The organism is Cupriavidus necator, assembly GCF_040578825.1.
In the GTDB taxonomy this organism is placed as follows: Bacteria; Pseudomonadota; Gammaproteobacteria; order Burkholderiales; family Burkholderiaceae; genus Cupriavidus; species Cupriavidus necator_E.
This window is the reverse complement of record NZ_JBEFLI010000026.1, coordinates 70,790-82,732: the sequence shown is the minus strand read 5'-3', so window position 1 is coordinate 82,732 and position 11,943 is coordinate 70,790. Positions and strand designations below refer to the sequence as shown.

9 protein-coding genes are annotated in these 11,943 nt (G+C 67.4%); 4 read left to right on the top strand and 5 right to left on the bottom strand.

Annotated elements, in window-relative coordinates:
• Positions 1-168: 168 nt before the first annotated feature.
• The 3 genes from AB1I47_RS15190 to AB1I47_RS15180 all read right to left on the bottom strand — a co-directional run bounded on the left by AB1I47_RS15190 (position 169) and on the right by AB1I47_RS15180 (position 3,568).
• Positions 169-1,233 carry a porin gene (locus AB1I47_RS15190; protein ID WP_354684568.1) on the bottom strand — a complete coding sequence of 355 codons (1,065 nt, stop codon included), beginning with the start codon at positions 1,231-1,233 and terminating at the stop codon, positions 169-171.
• 72 nt (positions 1,234-1,305) lie between these two features.
• Positions 1,306-2,643 carry an MFS transporter gene (locus tag AB1I47_RS15185; RefSeq protein ID WP_354684567.1) on the bottom strand — a complete coding sequence of 446 codons (1,338 nt, stop codon included), beginning with the start codon at positions 2,641-2,643 and terminating at the stop codon, positions 1,306-1,308.
• Positions 2,644-2,734: 91 nt separating this feature from the next.
• Positions 2,735-3,568 carry a shikimate dehydrogenase family protein gene (locus tag AB1I47_RS15180; protein ID WP_354684566.1) on the bottom strand — a complete coding sequence of 278 codons (834 nt, stop codon included), beginning with the start codon at positions 3,566-3,568 and terminating at the stop codon, positions 2,735-2,737.
• Positions 3,569-3,868: 300 nt separating this feature from the next.
• Between AB1I47_RS15180 and AB1I47_RS15175 the strand changes: the two genes are divergently transcribed.
• From AB1I47_RS15175 to AB1I47_RS15160, 4 genes are all read left to right on the top strand, one after another.
• Positions 3,869-4,963 carry a 4-hydroxyphenylpyruvate dioxygenase family protein gene (locus AB1I47_RS15175; RefSeq protein WP_354684565.1) on the top strand — a complete coding sequence of 365 codons (1,095 nt, stop codon included), beginning with the start codon at positions 3,869-3,871 and terminating at the stop codon, positions 4,961-4,963.
• 428 nt (positions 4,964-5,391) lie between these two features.
• Positions 5,392-7,158: a sulfoacetaldehyde acetyltransferase gene (gene xsc, locus AB1I47_RS15170; protein ID WP_354684571.1), complete on the top strand. Its 1,767-nt coding sequence runs from the start codon at positions 5,392-5,394 to the stop codon at positions 7,156-7,158.
• A gap of 119 nt (positions 7,159-7,277) precedes the next feature.
• A complete protein-coding gene (pta, locus tag AB1I47_RS15165) occupies positions 7,278-8,303 on the top strand; it encodes a phosphate acetyltransferase (protein WP_354684564.1) in 1,026 nt (341 codons plus the stop codon).
• Entirely contained in the window at positions 8,300-9,070 is a 771-nt protein-coding gene (locus AB1I47_RS15160; RefSeq protein WP_354684563.1) for a sulfite exporter TauE/SafE family protein, read from the top strand. The genes pta and AB1I47_RS15160 overlap by 4 nt, the downstream gene beginning before the upstream one ends.
• A 33-nt stretch (positions 9,071-9,103) precedes the next feature.
• On the opposite strand, the gene AB1I47_RS15155 is transcribed toward AB1I47_RS15160, so the two are convergent.
• Both AB1I47_RS15155 and AB1I47_RS15150 read right to left on the bottom strand, forming a co-directional pair.
• On the bottom strand, positions 9,104-10,405 hold the full coding sequence (locus AB1I47_RS15155; RefSeq protein WP_354684562.1) for an MFS transporter: 1,302 nt from the start codon (positions 10,403-10,405) through the stop codon (positions 9,104-9,106).
• Between the two features lie 24 nt (positions 10,406-10,429).
• Positions 10,430-11,926 (bottom strand): amidase, encoded by a 1,497-nt coding sequence (locus AB1I47_RS15150; protein ID WP_354684561.1) that lies wholly within the window; start codon positions 11,924-11,926, stop codon positions 10,430-10,432.
• Positions 11,927-11,943: the final 17 nt, after the last annotated feature.

The window sequence follows — 11,943 nt, the reverse complement described above, 5'->3', positions numbered from 1 at the left end:
TTGGTGCAGGGGGTGGGTGGGCAGGCGGAGCCCGGAAGAGCTTGAGTCCTGCAACGAGCCTCAGCATGCCGGCGGTTTGCTCCCCTCTCCCGCAAGCGGGAGAGGGAGCCGGCTTGCGGGACTGGGCAGCGGATCGCAATGCGCGACCGTCTTCAAACAAGCGGCCCATCAAAACTTATGCCGCACCCCCGCCATCACGCCAATCCGTGACGCATTGCCATAAGTATTCCCGCTGTTGGCAAACGCCGCCGCACTGTTCAACGCAATCCACTGCCCCTGCAGATGGGTGTAATCCACCTCCAGGTACACATCGGTCCGCTTGCTGAAGCTGTAGTCCAGCATGCCTGCCGTGGTCAGCCGCTTGCCGCCCTGCCCCGCATGCCGCAGCCAGTCATATTGCACGGTGCCGATAAATGCCAGCGCATCCGTCAGGTTGAAGCGCGCGCCCACATAGCCCACGTTGTTGCGATAGTCCGCCGCATCGAGCCGGTTGTTGGTATAGCCGAGGTAGTACTGCGCCCGCTGCGCCTTCCACGTCCCACCCACGCCCCACACCGTCTGCTTGCTGGCCTGCGCCGCGGGCACCGCGCCGAAGAAGGCCGAGGTCACGTTGTGCGTCTGCTGGTACACCGCGCCGATCTCCAGAGGCCCGGAACTGTAGACCAGCGAGCCGGCCGCGGCCGAGCCGCTCCTGATGCTGCCGGGCACCTCGCCGAAGGTGTAGGCCGCGGCCACCTGCAGGCCGCCGAAGCTCTTGATGTACTTGACGGTGTTGTCGTAGCGCAGCCCGGTGTAGTTGCCGCCCTGGTAGCCGACGATGGAGTTGTTGGCAAAGGCCATGGCCTCGTAGGACGACAGCACCTCATGGGCCAGCGTGTACTGGCGCCCGAGCGCCAGCTTGCCGTAGCCGCCCTCTAGCCCGATCACGGCAGTGCGCCCGAACAGACGCCCGCCCTGCTGGCTGGTGCCGGTGTCGGGCGAGAAGCCCGACTCCAGGATGAACCAGGCCTTGTTGCCGCCGCCGAGATCCTCGGTGCCGCGCAGGCCCCAGCGGCTGCCGGTCAGCACGCCGTCGGTCATCTGCGTGCGGCTGTGGCCGGCAGCGTCTTCATGGGTGCTGTAGCGGATGGTGGTATCCAGCAGGCCGTAAAGCGTGACGCCACCGGAATTCTGGGCGAACGCTGGCAGACTGCCCGCGCCCAGCGCGAGCAGCGCAATCAGTTGTTTTTGCATCGGAAGCTTTGTCTCTGTGTTTTATTGGCGGCAGGGCGAACGCCCCGCCGGGTCCTGCCGCATCGAAAGGCGTCAGGCGACTTCCGGCACCTTGCGCGGCGCGAGGAAGAACAGCCATGTAAGCGCGATGAAATACGCGCACGGGATCATCGTGAACAGCACCGCGTAGTTGTTGTTCGTGGCGGTCAGCACGTAGCCGACCAGCTGCGTCATGAACATGCCGCCGATGGCGCCGATCATCCCGCCGAAGCCGAACACCGAGCTGACCACATGCTTGGGCGTGTAGTCCATCACCATGCTCCAGATATTGGCGGTCCATGCCTGGTGCGCGCCGATCGCGATCGAGATCGCGGCCACGGCCATCCACAGGCTGCTGGCGCCGGCGGCCATCACCACCGAGACAATGCAGGCCGCGAACACCAGCATCGACAGCAGGCGCGCACGCACCGCCGGCATGCCGCGGGCGATCAGCCACGACGACAACGCGCCGCCGCCCACGCTGCCCACGTCGGCAGCCAGGTAGATGACGATCAGCGGGATGCCCATCTGCGTGACGCTGATGCCGAGCTGGTACTGCTGGTTCAGGAACGGCGGCAGCCAGTACAGGTAGAACCAGAACACCGGCGCGGTGATGGCGTAGGCCAGCGCGAAAGCCCAGGTGCCGCGCATGCGCAGGATCTGCGAATAGCGGATGCGGTGCGGCGGCGGCTCAACGTCGCGCGTGACGTGGGCCAGTTCGGTGGCGCTGACCGTGGGGTGCTGCTCCGGGTTGTGGTAGCGGGCATACCAGAACACCAGCCATACCGCGCCCAGCGAAGCGATGACCAGGAAGGCGGCCTGCCAGCCCCAGGCCTGCATGATCAGCGGCAGCATGATCGGCGTGAGCATGGCGCCGACATTGGTGCCGGCATTGAAGATGCCGGTGGCGATGGCGCGCTCGCTTGCCGGGAACCAGATGCGCGTGGTCTTGACGCAGGCGGGATAGTTGGCCGCTTCGGACAAGCCCAGGAAGAAGCGGCAGATCATGAAGCCGACCGCCGAGGCCGCAAAGGCATGCGCGCCGCAGGCGATGCTCCACAGCAGCACCGCCAGCGCGAAGGCGCGCTTGACTCCGACCATGTCGATAAACCGCCCCTGCAGCGCAAAGCCGATGGCGTAGCCCACCTGGAACCAGAAGTTGATATTGGCGTAATCCTGCGCGGTCCAGGACATGGCCTTGGCCAGCACCGGCTGCAGCACGCCAAGCGCGGCGCGGTCGATGTAGTTCAGCGTGGTCGCGAAGAACACCAGCGCCAGCATGCCCCAGCGCACCTTGCCGAGGGCAAAGGCGGCGCGCACCTTGTCGCCGAGCGAGTTGCCGGGCGCCGGGGGCGTGGCGCCTGCCGGCAGCTCCTTGTGAGTCGTTGTCATCTTGTCTGTCTCCACCAATGGATAGGAAGTGCTTGCCGGCGTGCCTTTGTCTGCTGGCATCCGCTCGGCGCTTGATCAGGGCAGGCGCCCTTCAATACCGGATCTGCGCGACCGCGCGCAGCGCGTCGGGTGTGGCCGTGCCGTAGCCAAAGAACTCAAGGTAGGCCGGGATCATCTCGAACAGCATGTCGGTACCCACCTGGACCTTGCAGCCGCGCGCCAGTGCGGCTTCCAGGAAGGGAGTGTATTCATGCTTCATCACCACCTCGCCCACCATGGCGCCGGGCGCAATGCGCGCGACGTCGAACGGCAGCGGGTCGCCGGCTTGCATGCCGAGCGGCGTCGCGTTGACCACCACGTCGAAGCCATCCGGATCGGCCGAGCCGGTGCTGACGCGCAGCGCAGGGTAGTACTCGGCCAGGCGCCGGGACAGCGCGCGGGCGGTGCCCTCGCGGGCATCGAACAGCGCCAGTTCCGCCACGCCCGCTTCGGCCAGCGACGCGGCGATCGCACTGCCCACGCCGCCGCTGCCTGAGACGATGGCGCGCGCACCTTGCAGCCGGCAGCCCTTGCGCAGCATGCCGCGCACAAAGCCCGCGCCGTCGAACTGGTCGCCGACCAGCGTGCCGTCGTCGCGCCGCAGTACGGCGTTGCAGGCGCCGGCGATGCGGGCCGCGGGCGTGAGCTCGTCCACCAGCTCCATCGTGGCCACCTTGTGCGGCATGGTCACCAGCGCGCCGCGGATATTGGCCAGGCGGAACAGCGCGCGGAAGACGTCGGCATAGTCATCGGGCCTGACGCCCATCGGCACCACCACGGCGTCGATGCGCTGCTGTGCGAACCAGGGGTTGTAGATCATCGGCGCCTTGAACGACTCCGTCGGATAGCCAAGATGCGGGATAAGCGTGGTCTTGCCGTTGATCATGATGTGCGTGGATTCCGGGGCGTTGCCCTGGCATCCGCCGTCAGAGAGGGGCTGGCGGAGGGCCGGGGCGCGTTTGGTTGACCCGGAGATTAGAGGTCGTTCGGGGCAACGCCAAGCGCCGCTTGCATCATATTGCGCGATCAGTGAACGCATATGCGCGATAAAGGCGCGCAGTTCGGGTTTCTACGAAGTACCGTTGCCCCTGACCGCAGGGAATCCGCCCCGGGGGCGTTGCTATGATCCATCGACGCCGCCACGGCCTGGCACCGTTCCCTTGCCACCCCACAGGAGCCAATGACAATGAGCGCCGCAGACGTCCTTTCCCCGCGCGCGGACGATTCCCCCGATGACTCCCAGCCCTGGGACAACCCGCTGGGCATCCAGGGCTATGAGTTCATCGAATTCGCCTCGCCCGACCCGGCCGCGCTGGGCCGCACCCTCGAACGCTTCGGCTTTGCCGCCATCGCCCGCCACCGCCACAAGGCGGTGAAGCTGTACCGGCAGGGCGAAATGAATTTCATCGTCGATGCCGAGCCGGATTCGTTCGCGACACGCTATGCCAGCGAGTACGGCTTGTCGATCTGCGCCATCGGCATCCGCGTGCACGATGCCGCGGCCGCCTTTGCCCGCGCGCTGGAAGCCGGCGCGTGGCCGTTCGAGGGCGGGGCGGTGGGGCCGATGGAGCTCAATATCCCCGCGATCCAGGGCATCGGCCAGTCGATTCTCTATTTCATCGACCGCTGGCGCGGCAAGGAGGGACGGCCGGGCGACGTGGGCGATATCTCGATCTACGACGTCGACTTCCGGCCGCTACCGCAGCCTGGCCATGCCCCTGGCGCCGGCCTGCTGCGCGTCGACCACCTGACGCAGGCGGTCGAACCCGGCCACCTCGGCGAATGGCTGGAGTTCTACCGCAAGGTGCTGGGCTTCCGCGAGATCGACGGGACCAGCGAGCCGCGTGCGCTGGTGTCGCCGTGCGGGCGCATCCGCATTCCGCTGTACGAGAAAGGCACCACGCGCCACGACCAGATGCGCCACTACCTGTCGGACCAGCACGGCGAGGGCATCCAGCATATTGCGCTGGCCAGCGCCGACATACTCGCCAGCGCCGCGGCACTGGCGGGCAACGGCGTGCAGTTCGTGCTGCCCCCGGCGGCCTACTACGATTCGGTCGACACGCGCCTGCCCGGCCATGGCCTGGACCTCGGCGCGCTGCAGCGCTACGGCATCCTCGCCGACGGCGCGGCGCGCGGCGACGGCACGCGCGAGCGCTTCCAGCAGGCATTCGTGAAGCGCGAGGCCGGCGAGTTCTTCTTTGAGATCGTCCAGCGCGACGGCCACGATGGCTTTGGCGAAGGCAACCTGCCGGTGCTCGAAGCGCTCTCGGGCGCTTGAGCGCCTCCTGACGGCGCGCCGATTCCTCTCTGCGCCGGCGGCCTGAGCCGCCGGCATCCCGCCTTCCATCCCCCCACCTGGCCAGCGCCGGTTTCCCAACCGGCGCTGCGCTGTCTCGCTTTTTCTTCTCGCTAACGCCGAAATCTCGATGCGGTGGACGTGTTAGTGGCCTATGCACCGCTTTCCAAGGCACATTGTCTCGTTTTTTACTTCATTTCATTCCGTAAAACAAAACTTTTCATTGACGGCCAGCAGTCTTCCGCCTACATTTCCCCCAACAAACAAGTTTCCGGAACGTTTGGTTCCACTTTATAACACCCTCATCAGGAGACCACGCCATGCGCGACCTTGAAACCACCTCGCATCCCGCCGTTTCCGGTGGCTCGTCCGCCGCGAAGGAGAGCCAGGTGCCGGCCGGCCCGCAGACCATGACCCCGTCCGAAGCCTTTGTCGAAACGCTGGCCGCCAATGGCGTGACCGACATGTTCGGCATCATGGGCTCTGCCTTCATGGATGCGATGGACATCTTCGCGCCGGCCGGCATCCGGCTGATCCCGGTGGTGCACGAGCAGGGCGCCGGCCACATGGCCGACGGTTACGCCCGCGTGTCGGGCCGGCACGGCGTGGTGATCGGCCAGAACGGCCCCGGCATTTCCAACTGCGTGACCTCGATCGCCGCCGCGTACTGGGCCCACAGCCCGGTGGTGATCGTCACGCCCGAGGCCGGCACCATGGGCATCGGCCTGGGCGGCTTCCAGGAAGCCAACCAGCTGCCGATGTTCCAGGAGTTCACCAAGTACCAGGGCCACGTCACCAACCCGGCGCGCATGGCCGAGTTCACCGCGCGCTGCTTCGACCGCGCCATGGCCGAGATGGGCCCGACCCAGCTCAACATCCCGCGCGACCACTTCTACGGCAAGATCAACGCCGAGATCCCGCAGCCGCGCCGCCTCGATCGCGGCCCCGGCGGCGAGCAGAGCCTGAACGACGCGGCCGAGCTGCTGGCCAACGCGAAGTTCCCGGTGATCATCTCGGGCGGCGGCGTGGTGATGGCCGATGCGGTGGAAGAGTGCAAGGCGCTCGCCGAGCGCCTGGGCGCGCCGGTGGTCAACAGCTACCTGCATAACGACTCGTTCCCCGCCAGCCACCCGCTGTGGTGCGGCCCGCTGGGCTACCAGGGCTCGAAGGCTGCGATGAAGCTGATCTCGCGCGCCGACGTGGTGATCGCGCTGGGCTCGCGCCTGGGGCCGTTCGGCACGCTGCCGCAGCACGGCATGGACTACTGGCCGAAGAACGCCAAGATCATCCAGATCGACGCCGACCACAAGATGCTGGGCCTGGTGAAGAAGATCTCGGTGGGCATCTGCGGCGACGCCAAGGCCGCCGCGATCGCGCTGACCGAGCGCCTGGCCGGCCGCACACTGGCCTGCGACGCCACCCGCGACGCCCGCGCCACCGATATCGCCAGCGAGAAGGCCGCGTGGGAGAAGGAGCTGGACGACTGGACGCATGAGCGCGACCCGTACAGCCTGGACATGATCGAAGAGCAGAAGCAAGAGCGCACGCCCACCGGCGGCCACTACCTGCATCCGCGCCAGGTCCTGCGCGAGCTGGAACAGGCCATGCCGGAAGACGTGATGGTGTCCACCGACATCGGCAACATCAACTCGGTGGCCAACAGCTACCTGCGCTTCGAGAAGCCGCGCAGCTTCTTTGCGGCGATGAGCTGGGGCAACTGCGGCTACGCCTTCCCGACCATCATCGGCGCCAAGGTGGCGGCACCGCACCGCCCGGCGGTGTCGTACGCCGGTGACGGCGCCTGGGGCATGAGCCTGATGGAAACCATGACCTGCGTGCGCCACAACATCCCGGTGACCGCGGTGGTGTTCCACAACCGCCAGTGGGGCGCGGAGAAGAAGAACCAGGTGGACTTCTACAACCGCCGCTTCGTCGCGGGCGAGCTGGATAACCAGAGCTTTGCCGGCATCGCCAAGGCGATGGGTGCCGAAGGCATCGTGGTGGATCGGCTGGAAGACGTGGGCCCGGCACTGAAGCGCGCCATCGACCTGCAGATGAATCATGGCAAGACCACGATCATCGAGATCATGTGCACGCGTGAGCTGGGGGATCCGTTCCGCCGCGATGCGCTGGCCAAGCCGGTGCGGTATCTGGACAAGTACAAGGACTACGTCTGATCAGGCTGTTGCACTCTGCATGCTGAGGGTGTAACTCCCTCTCCCGCTTGCGGGAGAGGGGAGCAAACCACCGGCATAGCAAGGGCTTCGGCCCTTTTCTTCATTTCTGGAAGAAGACCATGAAACCCCTCCACCGCATCATCGACCGCGCCCGCGCCGCCCCTCGCCGCATCGTGCTGTGCGAGGCCGAAGACCCGCGCATCCTGCAGGCCGCACAACGCGCCACGCAGGAAGGCATCGCCCATATCGTACTGGTCGGCAACATCCGCCAGATCCACGCCGCTGCGGCCATCCACGGCATCGAGCTGGCCGGCACGGTGCTGGTCGATCCGACGACCTCGGCACTGGCACCCTCCTTCGCGCAGCAACTCTTTGCCCTGCGCCAGAAGAAAGGCATGACGCTGGATGAAGCCAAACGCGCCGTGCTCGAGCCGCTGTGCTTCGCCAACCTGATGGTGCGCCTGGGCCACGCCGACGGTTCGGTGGCAGGCGCCGCCCACACCACCGCCGACGTGGTGCGCAACGCGATCCAGCTGATCGGGCTGGCGCCCGGCTTCCGGCTGGTGTCGAGCTTCTTCCTGATGATGCTGTGCGAGCCCTTCCATACGCTCAAGGGCGGGCTGATCTTTTCTGACTGTGGTTTGGTAGTGGACCCGGATGCGGAAGCCCTCTCCGATATCGCCATGGCCGCCGCCGACAGCGCGCGCGCGCTGCTGATGGAGGAACCGCGCGTGGCGATGCTGTCGTTCTCCACCAGCGGCAGCGCCGCGCATGCGGCAGTGGACAAGGTAGTCGCCGCCACCGAACGCGTGCGCGCGCAGCGCCCGGCGCTCGCCATCGACGGCGACGTGCAGCTCGACGCCGCCATCGTCGCCGACATCGCCGCGCGCAAGGTCGCGCATTCGCAGGTCAATGGCCGCGCCAACGTGCTGGTGTTTCCCAACCTGGAAGCGGGCAATATCGGCTACAAGCTCGCCGAGCGCCTCGGTGGCGCCAAGGCCATCGGGCCGATGCTGCAGGGACTGAACAAGCCCGCCAACGACCTGTCGCGCGGCTGCAGCGCCGACGATGCCTTCCATGTGATCGCCGTGACCGTGGTGCAAGCGCATGCTCAACAGGCAACCAAGGGCGAGCAGGCGGCATGAAGGCAGAACTGTTGCTGCCGTTGCTGGGACTGCAGGCCCTGCTCGGCGCCGGCACCTACTTCCAGACGGTGACCGGCTTTGGCCTCGGCATGATCGTGATGGGCGCCACCAGCGGCCTCGGGCTGGCGCCCGTGGCCACGGTGGCCGCCGTGGTGAGCCTGGTCACGCTGGCCAACAGCGCCTGCGCGCTTCCCGGCAAGCTGCAGCATATCGACTGGCGAGCGGTAGGCGCGGCGGCGATCGGTATCCTGCCCTCGGTGGTGGTCGGCGTGCTGGTGCTCGAATACCTGAGCACCAGTGCCGCCACGCTGCTGCAATGGCTGCTGGGCGCAGTGATCCTGTACGGCGGCCTCAGCGCCGCGCTCAAACCCGCCCCGCTGCCGCAACGCTCCGGTGACGGCAGCTTCTTCATGAGCGGGGTCTTCGGCGGGTTGCTGAGCGGCATGTTCGGCGTCTCCGGGCCGCCGCTGATCTTCCAGTTCTACCGGCAGCCGATGAAGCCGGTGGAGATCCGCTGCGCGCTGATCCTGGTCTTTACCGTGACTTCCACCGTGCGTACGCTGTTTTCGGCCTGGCAGGGGCAACTGGATGCCACGATCTGGCTGCAGGCCGCGGTCGGTGTGCCGGTGGTGGTGATCGCCACGCTGCTGGGGCGGCGTTTTCCGCCGCCGTGTTCCCCGACCACGACGCGGCGGGTGGCGTTCGGGGTGTTGATCGGGATCGGGGTCAGCCTGATGTTGCCGGCGATCTCGGGCTGGATGCGGTAAGGGCGCCGCGGTGCGCCCTTACCCCCAACGCCCTCAGGCGACCGTCCCCGCCGGCCGCGCCAGCGGTGCGGCTTCCTCCTCGTCCCCGCCGCCGGCCTGTCCGAGATCCATGCCCGTGGTCTCGGGCAGCAGCACTGCTGCGACCACGACCATCGCATAGCCGACCCCCGCCACGATGGCGATCGCGATCGGCAGCGAGGTCTGGCCCGTGCTCAGCCACCCGACCGACAGCGGGAACAGCGAGCCGATCACCCGCCCCGCGTTATACGACACGCCATACCCCGTCGCCCGGATATCGTTGGGATAAGACTCCGAGATCGTCGCCCCGATGCCCGAGAAGACGCCCTGCATCAGGATGCCCAGCGGGAAGCCGAGGAACAGCATCGACGTGTTCGACACCGGGATCACCATGTAGATCACGGCGATCACGAATGCCCCGGCCGCGAAGACGATATAGGTCAGCCGCCGCCCCCAGCGGTCGGTGGCATAGGCGCCTGCCACATACCCGATCAAGGACCCGATGATGGTCACCGCGAGGTACGAACTGGTGCCGAACACCGACAGGCCACGTTCGGTCTTCAGGAAGGTCGGCAACCACGTGGCGATGGCGTAGTACGCGCCCAGCATGCCGCCGGACAGCAGGCTGCACAGCAGCGTCTTGGGCAGCAACGCCCCGCGGAACAGCCGGCCGAGCCCCGCCAGTGCCGACCCCTGCCGGCCCGCTGCCCGGCTCTTCAGGAAGATCTCCGGCTCCTCCAGGTTGCGGCGCAGGTAGACCACCACCAGCGCCGGCAGAATGCCGAGGAAGAAGCAGACCCGCCAGGCCGTTTCCGCCGGCAGCACGCTGAAGGCGATGGCGTACACGATGGCCGCCGCGCCCCAGCCGAACGAATAACTGCTGGCGGTAAAGCCCGAGTATTTGCCGCGGTGGGCCGGGTTGCGGATCATCTCCGTCACCAGCACCATGCACAGCGACGACTCGCCGCCGAATCCCAGGCCCTGGATCATGCGGAACACCATCAGCTGCTCCGGGGACTGCGCCAGACCACACAGGAAGCAGGCCCCCGCGAACACCACGATGGTCCAGCGCAGCACACGCACCCGCCCGTAGCGGTCGGCCAGGATGCCGGCCCCGATCGCGCCCACCAGCGACGACACCAGCGTCCAGGTGACGATGGCGCCGGCCGTCGATTTGCTCATGCCCCATTGCCCCAGCAACGTGGAGATGAGGAATGAATAGATCATGAAGTCGAATACATCGACCGCATGCCCCAGGAACGCGCCATAGAAGCCCTTGCGCTCCATGCGCGACAATTCGCGGAACCAGTCGAACATGCTTCCTCCCTGTGGTCTGTTGTCTTAGTTGTGGTGGTCCGCCGGCAAAGTGGTCGGCCGCGGCGGGGGCCGGAAGGCGTGGCCCGCGTCTTCCAGCAGGCTGGCGAAGCGCAGGGCGGTAAGGTCCTGGTAGCGGCCGGCGACAATCTGCACGCCGACCGGCAGGCCGCTGGTGCCGGGTCCGATGGGCGCGACCGCCGAAGGCAGCCCGCACAGTCCGGAGTGTCCGGCCCAGAACAGTTGCGTGGTCACCGGCTGCGCGCGGCCGTTGACGGTAACGCTTCGTTGCCAGGGCTCGCCAACCTCGTTCAGCGCGAAGGCCGTGGTGGCCGCGGCGGGGCACAGCAGTACGTCATAGCCCGAGAAGAAGCGGCGCCAGGCCGCAGCGAAGCGCTCCCGGGCGGCTTGCAGGCGCAGCCAGTCGCGGTGGCTCAGCGTCGCGCCGGTGTACTGGAGCGTGGCATAGGAATGGTCGTCCGCGGCGGCGGCGGCGCTGTGGGCCAGCGCATCGGCATAAGCGGCGTCGTCCATGTGCACCGCGGTGGTGGCCCGCAGCAGGGTCACGTAGACGTACCACAGTTCGGCGGCGTCAAAGTCAGGACGCACGTGCCAGTCCACGCGGGCGCCCTGCCCGGCCAGCCAGTGGCCGAGCTGTTCGATCTGCGCAGCGACCTCGCCGTCGACTTCGGCCTGCGCATGGGTGGGCAGCACTGCAACACGGAAGTCAGCCAGCCGGCGGTGCGGGCAAGCTGGCAGGTCGAGGCGGTACGCGAGCGCATCGTCGCCGTCGGGACCGGCGATGGCGCGCAGCACCGGTTCGAGGTCGCGCGCGCTGCGTGCCAGCGGGCCGGCTACGTTGATGTCCTGTTCGCCGAAGCGGGCCGGACCGGTGCCGTGACCGGCCAGCGGCACCAGTCCGTGGCTGGGCTTGAGCGAGAAGACGCCACAGTAGTGGGCCGGGTTGCGCAGTGAGGAGCCGATATCGGATCCGACATCGAAATACGACAAGCCAGCGCACACCGCCGCTGCGCTGCCGCCGGACGAGCCGCCCGGCGTGCGCGACGGATCGCGCGGATTGCGGGTCGTGCCGTAAATGGCGTTGTAGCTCTGCCAGTCGCGCAGGCCAAGCGGGACGTTGGTCTTGCCGAGCAGCACGGCGCCGGCCTCGCGCAGGCGCTGCACTACCACGGCGTCGCGCTGGGCCGCGCGGTCCTGCAATGCCGGATTGCCGCAGGTGGTCGGCCAGCCGGCCACATCGAACGATTCCTTGACCGAGAACGGCACGCCATCGAGCACGCCGCGTGACTGCCCCGCGCGGCGGCGGCGGTCGCTTTCAAGCGCCGCGGCGCGGGCGGCGGCAAAGTCCGACCGTACCAGCGCGTTGATGACGCCGTGCCAGTCGCACCAGGCCGCTTCGCAGGCGTCCACCAGTTCCACCGAGGAGACCTGGCCGGCAGCGAGCTGCTGTGCCACCTCCCATAGCGGCGGAAAACCGCCGGCACTCCGGTCGGGCAGGTTCACGTTGATTCCTTGTCGTT

Bases quoted from the DNA above. Each gene is read 5' to 3' on its own strand.
- xsc (WP_354684571.1), top strand. From the start codon at position 5,392: ATGACCCCGTCCGAAGCCTTTGTCGAAACGCTGGCCGCCAATGGCGTG.
- AB1I47_RS15180 (WP_354684566.1), bottom strand. From the start codon at position 3,568: ATGATCAACGGCAAGACCACGCTTATCCCGCATCTTGGCTATCCGACG.
- AB1I47_RS15175 (WP_354684565.1), top strand. From the start codon at position 3,869: ATGAGCGCCGCAGACGTCCTTTCCCCGCGCGCGGACGATTCCCCCGAT.
- AB1I47_RS15185 (WP_354684567.1), bottom strand. From the start codon at position 2,643: ATGACAACGACTCACAAGGAGCTGCCGGCAGGCGCCACGCCCCCGGCG.
- pta (WP_354684564.1), top strand. From the start codon at position 7,278: ATGAAACCCCTCCACCGCATCATCGACCGCGCCCGCGCCGCCCCTCGC.
- AB1I47_RS15155 (WP_354684562.1), bottom strand. From the start codon at position 10,405: ATGTTCGACTGGTTCCGCGAATTGTCGCGCATGGAGCGCAAGGGCTTC.
- AB1I47_RS15190 (WP_354684568.1), bottom strand. From the start codon at position 1,233: ATGCAAAAACAACTGATTGCGCTGCTCGCGCTGGGCGCGGGCAGTCTG.
- AB1I47_RS15160 (WP_354684563.1), top strand. From the start codon at position 8,300: ATGAAGGCAGAACTGTTGCTGCCGTTGCTGGGACTGCAGGCCCTGCTC.